The organism is Halochromatium sp. NSM3 (genome assembly GCF_059621085.1).
In genome coordinates this window covers 10,965-29,423 of record NZ_JCAQIA010000040.1, presented here as the reverse complement: position 1 = coordinate 29,423, position 18,459 = coordinate 10,965, and the positions used below count along the sequence as shown (strand labels likewise).

Here is an 18,459-nt window from a genome sequence, read left to right as displayed (position 1 = left end):
GATGTGCGCGGCCACCAGACCATCGCCGACCCGTTCGCAAGCATCGGCGCCAGCGCGCACGGCCGCGTTCACGGCGCCGGTTTCGCCGCGCACCAGTACGGTCACATAGCCGCCGCCGACGAACTCGCGGCCGATGAGCCTGACCTCAGCAGCCTTGGCCATCGCATCCGCAGCCTCGATCGCCGGCACCAGACCACGGGTCTCGATCATGCCGAGCGCAATGCCAAATCTTTCGCCTGCCATTTCTGTCGTCTCCGTTAAAGACTTTGATGCCGCGTCGGTCGCGGTTGGGGTTGATCCACTCTGGGCCGTTCGCCAGCTTAGGCGGCCTGATCGCGGTATTGCTCGAGCATTCCATCACTGTCACCAGGCTCCGGACTGTCACCAGGCTCCGGATTGTCACCAGGCTCCGGTTTGGCCACATCCTCGGGCTGCCAGGCGTCGATAATCCCGCCGATGGTGAGATCGGTCATGATCTTTGCATCGCCCATCGCGTAGCGTCCGGCCGAGCCACTCACGGTGAACACCCAGTTTCCAGGCCGCACGCCGACCGGATCGGTCGCCACCGCAAGCTTGCCCTTGCGATCCTTGAGGATCTGCAGACTGCAATGGCGCAGGCCGTCGATCCGTTCGGTGCAGTACAGCGTGCCGACCACTTGATTGATCTCCATGCCGGACCGCCTCAAAGCTCCGCGTCCGGGTCCCAGTCGTCGATGATGCCGACGATGGTCAGATCGCTCGGATATTCCTTACTGCCAGCGGCCTCGCGCGCGGCGGAACTGCCCACGCAGATGACCCAATCGCCGGGAATCGAGCCGACCGCATCGACCGCGACCAGTTGGGCACTGCCGTCTTGCACCACCTGCAGATGCTTGTGCTCGAATCCCGGAATGCGATTGGTCGAGACCAGCGGCTTGAGAACCTTGCAAATCTTCATGAGCGAGCGACCTGGGCCTCAGTGCGCGGCGGATGCCGCTGGCTGTAACGACGAGCCAACGATCTCGATCGGCGCCGCCTGATCGAGATCGCGCACCGCGCGCAGGCAGTGCAGCATTCCATCGGCGCAGAGCTTCGGATACCTAGCCTTCAAGGCCGCAGCAATCCGCTCGCAATGCGCGATGGCACGCTCGCGCGCGCCCGGCACGCCGCCGTGATAATCGTGGCGGACGATGATCGGCACTGGCAAACCGCGATTGATATTCAGGCCGGTAAAGATCTTGATACCCACATCGAGGTCGGCTGCGCCTTCCTCGACCGTGCTCAGATAGGCGAAATAGGTCAGGTTGCGCAGCTGAATCTCCTCGAAGCCGATGCCGGCGCCGATGAAACGCTCGGCATGGCCGATATCGGCGTAGCCGCCGGCGTGATACTGGCGCACATAATCGATCTGCGAGAGATTGTTCTCGATCAGGCCGGCGATCAGGCGCACCATGCCGTCGCTCAGGGCCTCGCCGGCCGCTTTCCCCGGCGCATGTGCTCGCACAAGTTCGGCAATCCGCGCGCGCGCCTGCTCGGGGGATAGGCCACGGGTGATCTCGTAGACCTTGGCGGCATCGAGCCAATGCTCGAGATCGCAGTAGCCCTCGGCATCCGGCACATGCACACGGATCGCGTCGGTATCGGTATCCAAGCCCAACAGCAGCAGGTCGACCGAAGCACCACAGCAGAAGCTGTTCTCGATCGCCTGGCGAAACGCCTTGAGCCGCTCGAGCCCGGCGCTGGCCGCAGCGGCATCATCGGAGCCGTGCGCGGCGCAGCCCTGATGCGCGGGATCGACCGAGCTGCCGTGATACATCACCACCTTCAGATAACGTGTCGGCGCATCGGCGCTGTTCGGGAGCCCCTCGCGGAAGCGCGACAGCTCCGTCTCAACCCATTTCTCGACCGTGTTCTCGATGTCGAACAAGGACCCGGCATAGGACTTACGCCGCACGTGCCCATAGGGCAGGCGCAGGACATAACTGATCGCATGCGCCAGACGACCATCGGCGCAGGGCGTCACATCCATCAGATGGAAGCCGCAGTCGAGCAGAAACTGCTCGAAGGCCGCGCCGTCGCGCCCGCCGAGCGGATCGGTGGTGAAAAAGGCATCACTGAGCCGGTGATAGGTCTCGAACACGCAGGCCGCGAACAGTCGCCGCATATCGAGCCCACTGATCCAACTGTCCTCGAGGATCTGAGCAGGCAGCTCGAAGCCGAGTTCGGCGCGCGCGATCGACTGCGCCCGGTCGACGAAATCCGGCTCGCAACGCTCGCTCGCAATGCGTTTGAGCACCGGCACCAGATCGTCGAACGCGTGCTTGACCGACGATTCATAGTCGTACAGTCGCACATTGGCTTGGGCATCGGTCAACGGATGCACGCCGCGACCGGAACCCCCGCCAAACTCCATCGACCGAGACGCCGGCTTGAATTCCAGCCCAGCCGCCGATGCGCTCGGGCTCATCGCCGACCGCAGCGTTTCCGTCCGCGCGCGCCCGCTCGGCAGCCCACTCGGCATGGGCCGAGGCGGACGCGTGGGCCGGGTCGGCCCCTGTCCGAGGTTGGCTGGACGGCGCGCCGGTTGTTCCGTGCGTCCGCGCGGCACAACCGCCTCGCCCGACTCCGTCGCCGACGCGCTGCTCGCATCCGAGCTGGCGGGCGACATCGTGGGCGCCGGGCTGCGAGGGCTTCGGCCCAGGCTGCGCGAGCGCGGTGATGGTCGGTGACGGATGGGCATGGATCCTACTCAACGTACGCGGTCAGCCGCGCGCGCCCCCGGAGTAGGTGATCAAGGCACCGCGATCGGTGCTGCCGGCGCTGCCGGTCACCCGACTGGTCGGCTGCGGCACCTCCTCGTTACGCTTGGCCTCGACCGGCGGCATGGCGCTCATCGCACCGGGCCGGGTCGGGTTGCGCCGCCGCGCCGAGCTGCCCTCGGTGCCGGTGACACGCTCGCCGCGATCCCAGTCATCGCCGGTGATCTTGCGACCTGCGGACTGGCCTTCGCCGGTGACGCGCGAGGGTGCCGCCGCCCCGGCAGTCGCCGCTGTACCGGCATCGACTGGCGCCACCCCGGGATTGGCACCGCGACCAGCACCAGGGTTGGGCTCGGGGGTCAGCAGATTCGGGCGCGCTCGGCGGCTATCGAAGCGAAACTGCTCGGTGCCGGTGATCTTGCCGGTGCCCATCCCGAATGGACCGGTGATGTGGCGATTCGACTCGTAGCTGGTGCCGGTGACATGGCTGCGGCGTTGGTCCTCGAAGGCCGCGCGCGCTGGCGAGCTGACGCTAAACCCCTGGCCTGGAGCCGGAGGCGATGCCGGCATCGATGTTGGAGCCGAGGCTGGGGCCGGGACCGATGTCGGGGAGTGTCCGCCCAAGTCCAAGGGGCGCGGGAAGTCCGGCTGCCCAGGCTCGGCGGCATTGCTAACATCGGCATCACAGACGCGCGCGAATTGATCCGCCCCAAGATAGGGCGTTCCGGTCAAGGGCTCGCAGGCCCCTTTGGCGGCGCCGGTCATGACGCCGCCGATGCCCGGCTGGATGCCGGTCATGCTCGGACCCGGTGTCGCCGACATGATGCGCGTGCGGGCCTTGATCTCATGCTGCTGATTGGGCGCACAGTAATCAGAGGCCTGCTCCAAGCCCGCGTAAGGGGTGCCGGTCACCGCTTTACAGGTGCCCGGCTCGTCACCGGTCACCTTGCCCGAGCGACCCGTCTGGGTGCCGGAGACGCGATGGCCCTTATTGGTCATCGACATCCCGACCTTGGGCGGTTCGGGCTGTGGGCTGGTCTGGCAGAACTCGTCGTACTGGGCGCGGTCGGCATATTCATCGCCCGTCACCAGCCGGCAGGTGCCCGGCTCGCCGCCGGTCACGCTCGTCGAGCGTCCAACGCGCGTGCCGGTGACCGTGCCCCCCGAGAGGGTCACCGAGGTGCCCACCTTCGGCGGCACCGAGCGATCGGTAGGGATCTCCGAGGCAGCCGTGTACTGCGTCCCGGTCGGGACCACGTTGGCACCGAGTTCATTGCCGGTCACCTTCGCGGAGCGATTGACCATAGTCCCGGACAGCCCCTGCCCGGCGAGGGTCTTGTCGATACCGGTCTCGCGCGGCTCGGGCCCTGGGCGCGTGTTGCAGTAGCTCTGATACTGATCGGGCGACAGGTATTGCGTCCCGGTCACGCTCGCGCAGGTGCCCGGTTCATCGCCGGTGACCCTGGGCGAGCGTCCAACCTCGTTACCGGTGACGAAGTTGCCATAGCCGGTGGCGCTCACGCCGAACTTTTTGAGCGCCGGCGCGGGGTCGGTCTGACAGAATTCACGGAAGATATCCGCGCCCATGTACTCGGTACCGGTGATGGTGCGACAGGTACTGGGCTCATCGCCGGTGGTCTTCTGGCTGCGGCCGACGCGGGTGCCTGTAACAAATTGGCCCAGGGTCGTCTCGCTGACGCCGACCTTCCACGGCTGATCGCTCGCGCCGGTGCGCGTCGGGCGCATGCGCCCGGTCGGCTGTGATTTGGGCTCCCCCGCTCCACCGTTGGCGTTGCGCTGGGCGCGAACTCGCTGCGCCAACTCACGGCCGCTGAGCTTGGGATTGGCCTGACGGGCGATGCCAGCGGCCGACTTCGGCACATTGGTCGCGCCCTTGCCACGGCCGCTGAGCGCGGCGCGCCGAGCCAGAGCTACGGCACGACCGGCCGGCTTGACCGCGAGCACAGGTTTCGGCTTGCGGTTGCGACCGTTTGCTGTCGCTCCGTTGCCGTTCTTGGCGCGGCTCGATGCCGGCGCCGAGAGTGACAGCGAGGGCGCATGGGCGTTCTCGGTGCGCCTCTGTTTCGCCTGCTGACACTGACCGCCGCATTGGCACTCGCCCTTGGTCTGCTCAGTACGCTTGGGTGGTGCCGAGCGCGCGCCGGACTGATCGGCCCGGGGGTCGCGCACCCGATCATTGCTGCGTTGGGCACGGCGCCCATCACGCGCCAGCTTCGCGCGGCGTTGGCGCGCGAGTTCACGGCTTGCCTGCGCGGGATTCTGCGGCATGGTGCGACGCCGTTGCGGACTGGCCGAGGATGCGAGATCGAGACTCGGCCTCGGATTGGACGCACGCGCCGGGGCTGCGGTGGCGGGTGCCAACGTCGGCTGCGGCCTAGACCGCTCGGGGGGCCGTTCGGGTGCGCGCTCGGTGCGCGGAGCCCGCTTGCGCTCGGGCGTCGTTTGCACCAAACCCTGCTTGCCCTTGGATGACAGGGCACGCCGGCGGGCCAGGGCCGCCTCGCGGCCGCTCGATCTCAGGTTCGCTTTGCTTGCCATGGGTAATTCCGTGGGGCTGTCGGGTTGGCTGTCCGTCGTCGCCGGGCGGGCGGGCAGCTCGGGATAGTGCATCGCTTGCCGGACTGTCGCACCCGCCAAGTGCTGAAAGACCGAGAAGGCGAAGGTCGACATCGTTGACGCTTGATCTCCGGCGACGAACCGGTCACGGACTCAGCGCCCGTCACCAAATCGATCGGAGACAGCGCGCAGCCCGCGCGCTAGGCGCGGCCCTGGAAGACCACGAAGCACGAACCCTGACTCTGGGTGTAGCTATCGTATCCCGTCAGACGAACATGATGATTCGGATAGGAGCGGTGGCAGGCCTCGAGTTCGGCGGCCACATTACCCAGCTCTTGCTCGCCGAAGAACGGCAGCTTCCACATGGTCCAGTAGTCGTCCATCGTGCCTGACGGATGGACGTGCTCGATCGCCGGCGTCCAGCCCTGCGCAATGATGTAAGCGATCTGGTCGTAGATCTCTTGCTGCGACAGCGGCGGCAGGAAGCCGAAGGTCTCGAGGGTCTGCTTGGTCTGGTAGTCGCCCATGGTGGCTTGCAAGGACATCGCGGATACTCCTAAATAGATGGGGTTCAATCGTGAGTCGGACGAGGCTGATGGAGACGGGCTAGGTTGGGAGCCAGGCGCAAGACGCCGCCCGCGCCCCCAACAGGATCAGCCGATCAGGTATCGAGCTTATCGACGGTGTCGAACTCGAACTTGATCTCCTTCCAAGTCTCCATCGCGATGGCCAGCTCAGGGCTATGCTGGGCGGCCTCGGTCATGATCTCGCGGGCCTCCTTCTCCAGCTCGCGACCCTCGTTGCGCGCCTTGACACAGGCCTCGACTGCGACACGGTTGGCGCAAGCGCCGGCCGCGTTGCCCCAGGGGTGACCCTGGGTGCCGCCGCCGAACTGCAGCATGGAGTCGTCACCAAAGATGGTCACCAGCGCCGGCATGTGCCAGACGTGGATACCACCGGAGGCGACGGCGAAGACGCCAGGCAATGAGCCCCAATCCTGATCGAAGAAGACGCCGCGCGAGCGGTCTTCTGGCACGAAGGATTCGCGCAGCTGATCGACGAAGCCGAGGGTGGACTGACGATCGCCCTCAAGCTTACCGACGACGGTACCGGTGTGCAGGTGGTCGCCGCCGGAGAGGCGCAGACACTTGGCCAGCACGCGGAAGTGGATACCGTGCTTCGGATGACGGTCGATGACGGCGTGCATGGCACGGTGGATGTGCAGCAGCATGCCGTTCTCACGACACCAGTTGGCCAGACCGGTGTTGGCGGTGAAGCCACCGGTGAGGAAGTCATGCATGATGATCGGCGAGCCAACCTCCTTGGCGAACTCGGCACGCTTGTACATATCTTCCGGGGTCGCGGCGGTGACGTTCAGGTAGTGGCCTTTGCGCTCACCGGTCTCCTGCTGTGCCTTCTGAATGGCCTCGCCAACGAACTCAAAGCGATCACGCCAGCGCATGAAGGGCTGCGAGTTGACGTTCTCGTCGTCCTTGGTCATGTCCAGACCGCCACGCAGGCACTCGTAGACCGCACGGCCGTAGTTCTTCGCCGACAGACCCAGCTTCGGCTTGATGGTGGCGCCGAGCATCGGACGGCCATACTTGTTCAGCCGGTCACGCTCGAGCTGGATGCCAGCCGGCGGGCCGCCGCAGGTCTTGATGTAGGCGATCGGGAAGCGCAGGTCTTCCAGACGCAGGTGACGCAGGGCCTTGAAGCCGAACACGTTACCGACCAGCGAGGTCAGCACGTTGACGATGGAGCCTTCCTCGAACAGGTCGATCGGGTAGGCGATGAAGGCGTAGAAGGACTCGTTGTCGCCCGGCACATCTTCGATGCGATAGGCGCGGCCCTTGTAGTACTCGAGGTCCGTCAGCAGCTCCGACCAAACGGTCGACCAGGTGCCGGTCGAGGACTCAGCGGCAACAGCGGCGGCAACCTCTTCGCGCGGGACGCCAGGCTGACCGGTGCACTTGAAGCAAGCCAGCAGGTCGGTGTCGAGAGGGACATAGTCGGGGGTCCAGTACATGTCCCGGTATTCTTTTACACCGGCGTCGTACTTTTTGCTCATGCTCAGCTCCTGTGGGTCTGTTCTGCGTCTGCTTCGCTTGATCCGGGTTGCCTAACTCAGGATCGTGATTCGGAAGGGTTTCGGCATCTGCCGCTGAAAACGCGGTAACCATACGCCGCGCGCAGTCTTCAGCTGAAATCGATTGTTTCGATTGCAAGGATCGATTCTAGTCTATAACTAAGACGTCCCGCAGCGCCGTTTTAGTGCGCTCGGCACCATAAACGAGCCGCAACGGGGCAGCAATAGCCACTATCAGCATGCGCGCGTCACATTGACTCAGATCAATGGGTTCGTCGATGACCGGGGAACCTGCCAGGGAGACCGCGTCGGGCCGGGCCCGATGACGGATGCGCGCTAGAAGCGCACACGCACGCGATAGCGCAGACGGGTCTCGCCCTCGGCCGGCACCTCGAGGCGCCAGACTGCGGTATTGGCGTTGCCCTGCTCATGTGCCGCGCTCTCCTCGAGAATGCTCCAGTCGCCGGGGATCCGTTCCTGGATAACCACCGTCTCCGGCTCCGGCTTGGCGTTCTTGACGCCGACCTCATAGGCGCTCTCGTACTGGTACTGCCAAGGCCCGGTGCCGGAGAGCTTCTTGAACGCGATCTGCTTGCGCTCGGCGGTGACATCGAAGGCCTGGCCCAGCTTCAGGCGCAGAGTCGCGTGCTTGGGCGTGTGGTCGATGCGATCCTCGCCGATGAACTGCGCCTTGCCCTGGCTATCGCGCTGGTAGATGCGCAGGATGCCCGCAGGCAACGGCAGCCCGAGATGGGAATCGGTGTCGTTGATTGCGGTGAGATAGACGTTCACCGGCAGCTCCTGGGTCAGCTCGCCACGCGGCTCTTGGAACACCTGTTGGTTCCCCTGGATCAGCAGTTCCTTGCCAACGCTGACGCCAGGCGCATCGAGCAGAGCGACCTGCTTGGTCTGGTTATCGGCGAGGGTCGTCGGCTGCGCGAGCGAATAGAGGTGGTACTCGAACAGACGCTCCTCGCGCATGTTGGGCGCCGGCGCGGTGGAGCGCAGCGCCATCGCCTCGTACTGTGGCGCTTGCCTCTCGTCCTCGACCTGGTTCACCTCGCCAGCCACCAACTGCAGCTGGGCGTTCTGATAGCGGGTGCCGCTGCGATTGGTCAGCGTCACCCAGCCGGTGAGATCGAGTCGCTGCCCGTCCGCCGACAGCTCGCCGACATAATCCGCCTTCCAACCAAGCCCGCTGCTGAGATAGCTCAGCTCCAGCAACCGGCTACCGGCCTCCGCGCTCTCCAAGGCCAGCACCAAGGTCGGGCGATCACGCAAGCTCGTCGGGATATCGCGGTAGATGAGGCGTCCCGGCACCTGACCAGCCGGGAAGGTCTCGATCCGATCGCCAACGCGCAGCACCACGCCATCGCTGGCCGCGAGTACCCTCGCCGGCTCCTCGGTTTTCTCGCCGGTCGTCGGATGCGTGCTCACCAGTGCGACCTCGCGGCCGACGTATTTCGCGAGCAACGCTGCCGGCGTGAGGAGATCGAAGTCGAAATTCTGCTCGATCACCTGGGGAGCGGCGCCTTCGGCGGCGCGCAGCAGCGCGGTTTCCGGGCGTATCTGGGCGCTGACATCGCGGAATGCCAGCTCGCTGCGCCCGGCCGGCAGCTCGACCCGACGACTGTCGCGGATCAGCGCCAGATCGTCGTTGTAGATGGTCACCGCCAGCTCGATCTGATCCTCCAGCGTGCTGCGCTGCTCCTGCGCCGCCGGTGTGGTCGCACGCTCGGGTGTGGTGGCGCGCGCGTTGGAATCGGCCATGCTCGTCTCCGTCATCCCCATGTTCGTCAGCGCGAGCGCCGCAATCAGTTTCGACGCCGTCGCAACGGTGACTCTCATCGCTGTTAACTCCGTGATGGTGAACGATGAGCGCAGGATGCAGGCTCGGGCCAGTTGGAGCAAGCAGGCGAGCGCAAGGCGGGTAGCCATGAAACCGGGAACTTCGCCTCGAGCGTCTCGACCAGCAAGCAACACTCGCCGATCGCTCAGAACTTGGCGACCATCAGATAGAGCACGTAGAGAAAGGGCACCGTCGCGGTGATGCCGAAGATGTTCCAAATCCAGCACAGGCGCCAATAGGACTTGGGGATCGTGCCTGTGACCGCGAACTCGCGTGCCTGGCGTGCCTGCACGACCTGGAGCGGAATCAAGACGAACAGCCAGATGAACCCGATGCCGTAGAACGAGACCTGGCTCCAAAACAGCCAGCTGACACGGATGGGATTGAGGTTGGCGACCACCGTCATCCCGTAGCCGCCGACGATGATGAGGACCACGCCGCTGGCCGTGAAGGCCCAGTCGGTCCAGGTCACGAGGCGCTGCGCGAAGGCAACGACGGTCGGGTCGCGGGTGCCGTCGGCATAGACCTTCCAGATGAAGGTCACGGTCACGTTGCCGATCAGGATGATGACACCCAGGATGTGAATGGTCTTGAAGAGGTAATAGATCACGGCAGTAGTGTAAGCCGAAGTGCTCCCCCGATGTTTCGCATCGTATAACCACTACTGCCGTAAGCCACAGCGATCGCCTGGTCTCGATCCAAGTGTATCCGGGCATACTGCGCCAGCGGCTTCGCTTTCGGGCGGACCTTAGCCTGAAGAGCGTCGCGCAGGTCTTGACCCGGCGGCACTTTGCGCCGCATCGTCTCCTCGAAGGCGTCCAAGTGGACGGGGCTCTGAAGCAGTCGGGCCGGCTAGACGAAATCGCGGGCTGGCTGCTCGACGTTGACATCGGTGCCAAGAATCCAGGGCTCACCGATCAGCGGGTCGCTGACCACCCAGCAATCAAGGCAAGCGCCATGACTCTGTCATTGCCAGCACTCACAGACATCTCGGCGTGGAGCGGCATGAATGCAGCCCGCTTCGCGGACGAGCAGCAGTTGCGAGCGCGTGCACTCGACGCGATTGCCCTCGACCTCGAGTCGCCAGCTCGCGCCCGCGTGCTCGAGCGCGCCCGGGACTGGGTGCGCGCGGTGCGCCGTCACGGCAGCAGCGGTCTGCTGGATCGCTTTCTGGCCGAGTTCGGGCTGACCAGCCGCGAGGGCATCGCGCTGATGTGCCTGGCCGAGGCGGCACTGCGCATCCCAGATGATGCCACGCTCGACGCGCTGATCCGCGACAAGCTCGGCGGCACCGAATGGCGCCTCGATGGTCAGGAAAGCGGCGGCTCGCTGTTCGTCAACGCCTCGACCTGGGCGCTGATGCTGACCGGCCGGCTGCTGGAGCCGGATGACGACCCCGCCGACCCGGAGACCGGCCTGTTCGCGGGCCTGCGCCAGCGCATCCGGCGCGGCGGCGAGCCGGTGGTACGCCAAGCCCTGCGCCAGGCGATGGCGATCCTCGGCCGTCAATTCGTGATGGGTCGCAACATCGACGAGGCACTCGCGCGCAGCGTCAAGGGCGATGAGGCTCGCTACCGGCATTCGTTCGACATGCTCGGCGAGGCGGCGCGCACCGCTGAGGATGCCGAGCGTTACTTCGAGCGCTACCAGCACGCGATCGCGGCGGTCGGTCGCGCCGCAGCCGGCGCCGGGCCGATCGACGGCCCAGGTATCTCGATCAAGCTCTCCGCCCTGCATCCGCGCTTCGAGCCCGCGCAGTGGTCTCTGGTGCGTCCCGAGCTGGTCGCGCGTGCGCTGGCGCTCGCGCAAGCGGCTGCCCAGGCAAACATCGGCCTCACCATCGATGCCGAGGAAGCCAGCCGGCTCGATCTACAGCTCGACGTGCTGGCCGCGCTCTGCGCCGAGCCCGCGCTCAGCGGCTGGCAGGGCCTCGGCCTCGCACTGCAGGCCTATCAGCGCCGTGCGCTGGATGCCTGCAGGCTCCTCGGCGAGCTGGCCGACCGCCATGGCCGGCGCTTGATGGTGCGCCTGGTCAAGGGCGCCTACTGGGATACCGAGATCAAGCTGGCTCAGCAGCTCGGCCTGCCCGGCTATCCGGTGTTCACCCGCAAGGTCAACACCGATCTCAATTACCTCGGCTGTGCCCGGCGCCTGTTCGACCTCGGCGAGCGGGTCTATCCGCAGTTCGCGACCCACAATGCCCACAGCATCGCTGCGGTGCTCGAGATGGCCGACGGTCGGCCCTTCGAGCTGCAGCGCCTGCATGGCATGGGGGAGGCACTACATACCGAGGTGCTGGAGCAGACCGCGACCCCCTGCCGGGCCTATGACCCGGTCGGCAGCCACGACGAGCTTCTGCCCTACCTGGTGCGGCGCCTGCTCGAGAACGGCGCCAATAGCTCCTTCGTCCACCGCATTGCCGATGCGACCCAGACGGTCGAGCAGGTCGTCACCGACCCGGTCGAGGTCGCCGCGACCCAGCGAGACGCACCGCATCCGCGCATCCCGGCACCGCGCGACCTGTATCGGCCGGATCGCGCCAACTCGGCCGGCCTCGACCTCGGCGATCCGGGAGCGGTTGCGGCCCTGTATCGCGCGATGGATGCTGCCGATCCGACCCAGCGAGTCGCGACACCAATGGTGGAAGCGGACTTCAATTCAAACTCGCGCCAGCGAGACGAACCGCCTGATACCGGGTCTGGTGAAAAACGCACTACTCAATCCAGCGCAGCCCCGGGCGCCCAACACACAACAGACCAGAGCCGCCAGCCGGCGGTGCGCCGGCTGCAGTCCCCAGCCGACCGCCGTCGCAGCATCGGGCATGTCCAGGACACGGACCCCGCGCAGGTGAGCAGCGCCATTGCGGCCGCCGTGGTCGCCTTTCCGGGCTGGGACCTGACGCCCGCCGACCGGCGCGCGCACTGTCTCGAGACCGCCGCCGACCAGCTCGAGGCTCATCTCGGCGAGCTGGTCGCGCTCTGCTGCCGCGAGGCCGGCAAGTCGATCCCGGACGGCATCGCCGAGGTCCGTGAGGCGGCCGACTTCTGCCGCTACTATGCAGCGCGCGCCCGGGAGACCTTCGCTGCACCGCTGGAGCTGCCCGGCCCCACGGGGGAGCGCAACCAGCTCTCGCTGCACGGCCGCGGGGTGTTCGCCTGCATCAGCCCCTGGAACTTCCCGCTCGCGATCTTCACCAGCCAGGTCGCCGCCGCGCTCGCGGCCGGCAACACGGTCGTCGCCAAGCCGGCCGAGCAGACCCCGCTCATCGCCGCGCGGGCGGTCGAGCTGCTGCGCGCCGCCGGCGTCCCGGATGCGGCGCTGCAGCTCGTCCCCGGCGATGGGCCGAGCGTCGGCGCGCCGCTGGTCGCGGACTCGCGCATCGCCGGCGTCGCCTTCACCGGCTCGGTCGCGACCGCCCGCGCCATCAACCGGCGGCTCGCCGAGCGCGACGGTGCGATCGTGCCGCTGATCGCCGAGACCGGCGGCCAGAACGCGATGGTGGTCGACGCCTCGGCGCTACCCGAGCAGGTGGTCGCCGATGTGCTGCAGTCGAGCTTCCAGAGCGCCGGGCAGCGCTGCTCGGCGCTGCGCGTGCTCTTCATCCAGGAGGATGTCGCCGAGCGCCTGCTGGCCATGCTCGCCGGTGCAATGGCGGAGCTGCGGATCGGAGACCCTTGGGATCTGGCAACCGATGTCGGCCCGGTGATCGACGCCGAGGCCCAGCAAGCGCTCGCGGCCCACTGCGCGCGCATGGATCGCGAGGCGCGGCTGATCTTTCGCTGCCCGCTGCCGCCGGAGACCGCGCATGGCAGCTTCATCGCGCCGGTCGCCTACGAGATCGACGGCATCGAGCAGCTCGAGGATGAGGTGTTCGGACCGGTGCTGCATGTCGTGCGCTATCGCGCGGACGCGCTCGACGCGGTCATCACAGCGATCAACGCCACCGGCTTCGGCCTGACCTTCGGTGTGCACAGCCGCATCGACAGCCACATCAACCGGCTCACCGCCGCCGACCGGCCAGGCATCCGAGGCGGCATCCGCGCTGGCAATCGCTACGTCAATCGCAACATGATCGGCGCCATCGTCGGCGTGCAGCCGTTCGGCGGCGAAGGACGCTCCGGAACCGGCCCCAAGGCCGGAGGCCCGCACTATCTTCCGCGCTTTGCGGTGGAGCGCTCGCTTTCGATCAACACCGCAGCGGCTGGCGGCAATGCCGCGCTGTTATCGCTGGATGAAGACCCGCCGTCGACTCCGGAGGCCGAGGTCAGCGGCTGACCACCCTCGGCGCCGGACATCGGCCAGCATGCGTCAACTGCCGCCGCTGCCGCAAGTCCCGGCAACAGCACCGAGAAATCCTCGATCGCGTCAAACTCGTCACAGGTGCGCGCGGGCTGCGTGGAGTCCGGCGACAGGATCGCGAGCAGCCAACGGAAGCCGTAATGACGAGCGGCCCGCAGATCGTGGGAACAGACGATGTGCTCGAGATGGCCATCGAGGCGCGTCTTGCTCATCTTTAGCTCGATCGACTTCTGGTGCGCATTGGTCACCAAGACGCGCCGCTTGCCGGCGGCGGCTAATACCTCGAGGAAGGTCGGCACATGCGGGTGAATCGCGATCAGATGGTCGACCTCGGCCTTGAGCATCGCGATGTCGAGCGCGAGTTCCCGCGTCCAGTGATCGACGCAGTACCATTGCAGCGATCCTAGGAGCGTCCGATAGCGCGCGTAGAGATCATCCTTCGAGGCCGCCAGCGAAATCCCTCTGGACTCGGCATAGCGCAGCGGGACATGCTCCAGCCAAAAATGGTCGTCGAAGCGAAGGTCCAGCAAGGTGCCGTCCATGTCGAGGAAGACGGTGTCGATACAGTTCCAATCCAGCATGGTTCGGCTCGGCTCAGTGGTAAAATGATCGCATCGCTCGCAAAGATTTGGGGCGCTGCCGCCCATCTCACGTTGGAAGCACTTCAGCATCAATGCAAAAGCCTCTTCACCTGCTTGCCCGCCTAATCATGTGCCTATGCGCCAGCATGGCCGTCGGCGCCCCAGAAAACCGCGTTTTCGAGCTGGAGCATCGGCGCGCCAGTGACATCATTCCACAGCTGCGCGACCTCTATGGGAGTGAACCTCGGCTCTCGGCCAATGGCCAGAGCCTCGTGGTCAGGGCGGAGCCTGAACAGCTCAGCGAGATCGCGACACTGCTCCAGCGGATTGACCAACCACCTCGTCAGGTGAGGCTCTCGCTCCGCCACAGCAGCGTGGCGAACAGCAACAGCCGCGAAGGGTACTCCAGCCGGAGCTACAGCACCGGCCGGGACTCAACACATCATATCACCGTCCAGGACCAGCAGTTTGCCCAGATCTCCTCTGGCCAAATCACACGCCTGCCGGTCGCCGCTCGTGGCGGCTGGAACCCCGCTGTCGTCCTCGAGGACGTCGACATCAGCAGCGGCTTCCTGGTACGGCCCACGGTGCTCAGCGAAGATCAGGTGGAACTGCGGATCACCGCGATCCACAACGAGCCCCACCGGGGGCGACCGGAGTACGAGAGCGCGGATGTGACGACCGTCCGCCGCGTCAAGCCCGGCGAATGGGTGGAACTGGGCGCGGAGGATCGCAGACGGAGCGCGCGCGGAAGCAATCGGGTCTACGGTTCCCAGTTACACGGCAATCGCCTCTGGGAAGTGCAAGTGGAGGTGCTTCCTCTGCCATGATGCGGTCGCGCGCGCGACGGCAACGGGTACTCGGCGAGCGGCTGCGGCCGGGCCAGATGATAGCCCTGGGCATAGTCGACGCCAATCTCGCGCAGGATCTCGACCACCCGCGCATTCTCGACGAACTCGGCGATGCTGCCGAGCCCCATCACGCCAGCAATACCGACGATCGCCTCGACCATCGCCCGATGGATGGCGTTGCTGTCGAGATCGCGAATGAAGCTGCCGTCGATCTTGACCAGATCGACATCGAGATCCCGCAGATAGCCGAACGACGACAGACCGCTGCCGAAGTCGTCGAGGGCGAAGCGACAGCCAATCTGCTTGACCTCGCTGATGAAGCGTTTGGCTTGATCGATATTGGCCATGGTCGAGGTCTCGGTGATCTCAAAACAGATCAGCGTGGGATCGATCGGGTAGCGTGAAAGACAGTCGCGGATACGGGCCGTATGCTTGTCGTTTCCGAGTGTTGAACCGGACAGATTGATGGCGCAGCGCAGAATGCCGGCGCCGTTGTTCGCCTGGTAGGTCGACAGCCACCGCAGCGTGCGATCGACCACCCAATAGTCGACCTCGGGCATCAGTCCGTAGCGTTCAGCCGCCGGGATAAAGGCGCCGGGGAGCATGACCTCGTTGTCATCGCCGGTCAGGCGCAGCAGGATCTCGATATGACGGCTGGTATCGTCCGGACGTGCGACCGGCGCGATGCCTTGGTAGAAGAGCTGGAAGCCATCCTCGTCGAGCGCGCGTTGAATCCGTGACACCCAGGTCATCTGCCCCTTGCGCAGACTGAGTTCACGGTCGTCTGGATCGTACAGGTGCACCCGGTTGCGACCGCCATCCTTGGCCGCATAACAGGCGGCATCGGCACGGCTCAGGGCATCGGCCAGATTGCCTAGGGAACGCGACAAGGGCACCAGGCCAACGCTGGCGCCGATCGCGAACACCTTATCCTCCCAGGGAAAACGCAACGCGTGCACGCGCTCGCGCATGGCCTCGGCGATCTCGATGCCTTGCTCGATTGGGCAGTTGGTGAGCAGCACGCCGAACTCGTCACCGCCCAAACGCGCCAGGGTGTCGGCGCTGCGCAGCTTGCGTTGCAACAGATGGGCGACTTGCCGCAGCAAGGCGTCACCTGCGGCGTGCCCGCAGACATCGTTGACCAGCTTGAACTGGTCCAGATCGATGTAGCAGAGCAGATGCTGGGCCGGTCCATCGTCGAGCAGGTCGATCAATTCGGTGAGCCGATGCTCGAACTCGCGCCGATTGATCAGCCCCGTCAGGGCATCGTGCTTGGCCTGATAGGTGAGCTGGCGCTCCATCGCCCGCTCCTGGGTCTTGTCGTGAAAGACGACGACGAGCCCCCGCAGACGCCCTTCGGCATCGCGGATTGGCGCCGCCGTATGCTGCACCACATGCACGTTGCCATCGCGACAGTACAGGAGGCGCGATGTCGATTCGACCAGGGTCTCACCGTCTCCCAGCACACGCTGCGTGATCCAGTCGCTCGGCATCTCGGTCGGCGAATTCACCACCGGAAAGACGCGATAGAGCGGTTGGCCTTTGGCCGCCTCCAACGGCCAGCCCGTGAGCTTGGCCGCGATCGCGTTCAGGTACAGCACGCGACCCGCGCGGTCGGTCGTGATCACCCCATCGGCAATCGCCTCGAGTGTGGTCTGCGCGAGTTCCTTTTCCTCGAACAACTGCTCCTCGACCCGGCGGCGATCGCTGATGTCGCGCATCAAACAGGTGTAGCTTCCAGGCGAGCGTGAATCCGCCGTCACGGCCAGCTCCACGAACAGAGGGCGGTCGGCCTCGCGCCGCCGCAGCGCCACCTCGACCTTGCCTTCGCCGGCCAACACCGCCGGCTCGTGGCGCCAGCGCAGGGCGCGCTCATCCCCACCGCGCACCGAGCTGTCGAGATCCAGGAAATCGACCAACGCGGTGCCAACCGCCGTCTCGGCACTGACCGCGAGGATCTTCTCGGCACCAGGATTCAGACTGGTCAGCAGACCGCCCTCGGTGAAGGTCACGATGCCATCGCGCAGGTCGCGCACAATCGCCTGGCTGCGCGTCACCGCCTGCTCGAGCACATCCATCAACCGATTGTGCTGGGCGGCGATCTGGCCGACCTCGGTGAAGGGCTCGACCGGCACCCGCAAGGACAGATCGGTCGAATGCTCCTGCTGCCTGAGCGCCGTCATCAGGTCGACCAACTCGGTCTTCGCGCCATGCTCGGCCACGTTGAGGCCGATCTCCTCCTCGCGCGCCCCGACCCGCAGCCGATAGAGGCGATTGATCAGACGCAGCAGCAGGTAGGCGACAGGAAACGACCAGGCGCCGGCGATGACGACGCCGGCGGCTTGCACGGCCAGTTGCTCGCTCATCGAGAGGCCGGTGCCCAGCAGCGCGGGCGCACCGAACAGGGCGACCGCCAGGGTGCCCCAGATGCCGGCCACCAGATGCACCGGGATGGCGCCAATGGCGTCATCGATGCGCAGGCGCGCCAAGAGTTCGGTCGTGTAGATGAGCAGCACGCCGGCGACGGCGCCAATCACGATTGCCTCCCAGGTAGCGACGACATGACAGCCGGCGGTGATCGCCACCAGCCCCGCGATCACGCCGTTCAACGGCACGGCCACCCGATCCAGCCCCGGAAAGCCCAGCCAATGGGTCAGCAGGTAGGCCGCTACACCGCCCGCTGCGGCCGACATCAAGGTGTTGACGATGATGCTCGGCACCGCTGCGGTCAGCGCCAGGGCGCTGCCGCCATTGAAGCCGATCCAACCGACCAGAAACAGCAGTACGCCGAGCATGGCGAGCGGCAGATTGCTGCCCGGAATCAGCTGCGGTGGATCACCCGTGAAGCGCCCGACACGCGGGCCGATGACCAACACCGCAGCCAGCGCAATCCAGCCGCCGACGCTATGGACCACGGTCGAGCCGGCGAAGTCGACGAAGCCCCGCTCGGCCAGCCACCCCGGCTCGCCGCCGAGGACACCGCCCCAAGCCCAATGGCCAAACAGCGGATAGATCAGCGCGACCGTCATCAGGGTGACCAAGTGGTAGGCGCCAAAGCGCATGCGCTCGGCGACCGCCCCCGAGACGATCGTCGCCGCAGTGGCGCAGAACATCAACTGAAACAGGAAGAAGGTGGCATCCCAGGGAGCGCCAGCGGCGAGATCGGGAACGAAGCGATCCATGCCGATCCAGCCGCGCTCGGAGTCGCCGAACATCAGGCCATAGCTGAGCAGGTACCAGAGCAAGCTCGCGATGAGGAAATCGGAGGCGTTCTTCAGCGCGACATTGATCGCGTTCTTACTGCGCGTCAGCCCAGACTCCAGGCACAGAAAACCGCCTTGCATGAGCAGCACCAAGACGCTGCTCAACAGCACCCAGAGCATATCGATCCTAGTGATCCCATCCATGTCCTAAAAACGTCTCAACAGCATTGCGATAGACCGAATTATCTGGTGCCGGTCCGTCAACGCAATGA

The 18,459-nt window shown here is 65.8% G+C and carries 13 protein-coding genes and 1 pseudogene; 3 read left to right on the top strand and 11 right to left on the bottom strand.

Translation table 11 applies throughout. The features are described 5' to 3' along the window. From AC54T3_RS14645 to AC54T3_RS14630, 4 genes are all read right to left on the bottom strand, one after another. On the bottom strand, nucleotides 1-243 hold a 243-nt coding region (locus AC54T3_RS14645), incomplete at its 3' end, for a BMC domain-containing protein (RefSeq protein ID WP_496625889.1). 77 nt (nucleotides 244-320) lie between these two features. Then, nucleotides 321-671 (bottom strand): carboxysome peptide B, encoded by a 351-nt coding sequence (locus tag AC54T3_RS14640; RefSeq protein ID WP_496625887.1) that lies wholly within the window; start codon nucleotides 669-671, stop codon nucleotides 321-323. Between the two features lie 11 nt (nucleotides 672-682). Then, complete coding sequence (csoS4, locus tag AC54T3_RS14635) at nucleotides 683-937, bottom strand: alpha-carboxysome shell vertex protein CsoS4 (RefSeq protein ID WP_496625885.1); 255 nt, start codon at nucleotides 935-937, stop codon at nucleotides 683-685. 18 nt (nucleotides 938-955) lie between these two features. Continuing rightward, nucleotides 956-2,392: a carboxysome shell carbonic anhydrase gene (locus tag AC54T3_RS14630; protein WP_496625883.1), complete on the bottom strand. Its 1,437-nt coding sequence runs from the start codon at nucleotides 2,390-2,392 to the stop codon at nucleotides 956-958. 16 nt (nucleotides 2,393-2,408) lie between these two features. On the opposite strand from AC54T3_RS14630, the gene AC54T3_RS14625 reads away from it, so the two are divergent. Further along, nucleotides 2,409-2,708: a hypothetical protein gene (locus AC54T3_RS14625; RefSeq protein ID WP_496625881.1), complete on the top strand. Its 300-nt coding sequence runs from the start codon at nucleotides 2,409-2,411 to the stop codon at nucleotides 2,706-2,708. A 33-nt stretch (nucleotides 2,709-2,741) separates the two neighbouring features. Here the strand turns inward: AC54T3_RS14625 and AC54T3_RS14620 are convergent, their stop codons facing one another. The 5 genes from AC54T3_RS14620 to AC54T3_RS14600 all read right to left on the bottom strand — a co-directional run bounded on the left by AC54T3_RS14620 (nucleotide 2,742) and on the right by AC54T3_RS14600 (nucleotide 9,863). Continuing rightward, nucleotides 2,742-5,429, bottom strand: coding sequence for a CsoS2 family carboxysome shell protein (locus AC54T3_RS14620; RefSeq protein WP_496625879.1), 2,688 nt, complete (start codon nucleotides 5,427-5,429; stop codon nucleotides 2,742-2,744). An 86-nt stretch (nucleotides 5,430-5,515) separates the two neighbouring features. Then, on the bottom strand, nucleotides 5,516-5,860 hold the full coding sequence (locus AC54T3_RS14615; RefSeq protein ID WP_496625878.1) for a ribulose bisphosphate carboxylase small subunit: 345 nt from the start codon (nucleotides 5,858-5,860) through the stop codon (nucleotides 5,516-5,518). Between the two features lie 116 nt (nucleotides 5,861-5,976). Further along, nucleotides 5,977-7,386, bottom strand: coding sequence for a form I ribulose bisphosphate carboxylase large subunit (locus AC54T3_RS14610; protein WP_496625876.1), 1,410 nt, complete (start codon nucleotides 7,384-7,386; stop codon nucleotides 5,977-5,979). Between the two features lie 354 nt (nucleotides 7,387-7,740). Next, nucleotides 7,741-9,174, bottom strand: a complete 1,434-nt coding sequence (locus tag AC54T3_RS14605; RefSeq protein ID WP_496625875.1) for a DUF4139 domain-containing protein — start codon at nucleotides 9,172-9,174, stop codon at nucleotides 7,741-7,743. Nucleotides 9,175-9,398: 224 nt separating this feature from the next. Further along, entirely contained in the window at nucleotides 9,399-9,863 is a 465-nt protein-coding gene (locus AC54T3_RS14600; protein ID WP_496625873.1) for a DUF2269 family protein, read from the bottom strand. Between the two features lie 395 nt (nucleotides 9,864-10,258). On the opposite strand from AC54T3_RS14600, the gene putA reads away from it, so the two are divergent. Continuing rightward, nucleotides 10,259-13,528, top strand: a complete 3,270-nt coding sequence (putA, locus tag AC54T3_RS14595) for a bifunctional proline dehydrogenase/L-glutamate gamma-semialdehyde dehydrogenase PutA (RefSeq protein ID WP_496625871.1) — start codon at nucleotides 10,259-10,261, stop codon at nucleotides 13,526-13,528. A 188-nt stretch (nucleotides 13,529-13,716) separates the two neighbouring features. Here putA and AC54T3_RS14590 read toward each other — a convergent pair. Next, nucleotides 13,717-14,133: pseudogene (locus AC54T3_RS14590) on the bottom strand (HAD family hydrolase); the annotation flags it as partial. A 146-nt stretch (nucleotides 14,134-14,279) separates the two neighbouring features. Here AC54T3_RS14590 and AC54T3_RS14585 point away from each other — a divergent pair. Then, complete coding sequence (locus tag AC54T3_RS14585) at nucleotides 14,280-14,963, top strand: secretin N-terminal domain-containing protein (protein WP_496625869.1); 684 nt, start codon at nucleotides 14,280-14,282, stop codon at nucleotides 14,961-14,963. Here AC54T3_RS14585 and amt read toward each other — a convergent pair. Beyond that, nucleotides 14,897-18,391, bottom strand: coding sequence for an ammonium transporter (amt, locus tag AC54T3_RS14580; protein ID WP_496625867.1), 3,495 nt, complete (start codon nucleotides 18,389-18,391; stop codon nucleotides 14,897-14,899). The genes AC54T3_RS14585 and amt overlap by 67 nt on opposite strands. Between the last annotated feature and the right edge of the window lie 68 nt (nucleotides 18,392-18,459).

What these genes read in the sequence shown, in the direction of transcription:
- AC54T3_RS14610 (WP_496625876.1), bottom strand. Translation starts at nt 7,386, where the DNA reads ATGAGCAAAAAGTACGACGCCGGTGTAAAAGAATACCGGGACATGTAC.
- AC54T3_RS14615 (WP_496625878.1), bottom strand. Translation starts at nt 5,860, where the DNA reads ATGTCCTTGCAAGCCACCATGGGCGACTACCAGACCAAGCAGACCCTC.
- csoS4 (WP_496625885.1), bottom strand. Translation starts at nt 937, where the DNA reads ATGAAGATTTGCAAGGTTCTCAAGCCGCTGGTCTCGACCAATCGCATT.
- amt (WP_496625867.1), bottom strand. Translation starts at nt 18,391, where the DNA reads ATGGATGGGATCACTAGGATCGATATGCTCTGGGTGCTGTTGAGCAGC.
- putA (WP_496625871.1), top strand. Translation starts at nt 10,259, where the DNA reads ATGAATGCAGCCCGCTTCGCGGACGAGCAGCAGTTGCGAGCGCGTGCA.
- AC54T3_RS14605 (WP_496625875.1), bottom strand. Translation starts at nt 9,174, where the DNA reads ATGGCCGATTCCAACGCGCGCGCCACCACACCCGAGCGTGCGACCACA.
- AC54T3_RS14640 (WP_496625887.1), bottom strand. Translation starts at nt 671, where the DNA reads ATGGAGATCAATCAAGTGGTCGGCACGCTGTACTGCACCGAACGGATC.
- AC54T3_RS14630 (WP_496625883.1), bottom strand. Translation starts at nt 2,392, where the DNA reads ATGGAGTTTGGCGGGGGTTCCGGTCGCGGCGTGCATCCGTTGACCGAT.
- AC54T3_RS14585 (WP_496625869.1), top strand. Translation starts at nt 14,280, where the DNA reads ATGGCCGTCGGCGCCCCAGAAAACCGCGTTTTCGAGCTGGAGCATCGG.
- AC54T3_RS14620 (WP_496625879.1), bottom strand. Translation starts at nt 5,429, where the DNA reads ATGTCGACCTTCGCCTTCTCGGTCTTTCAGCACTTGGCGGGTGCGACA.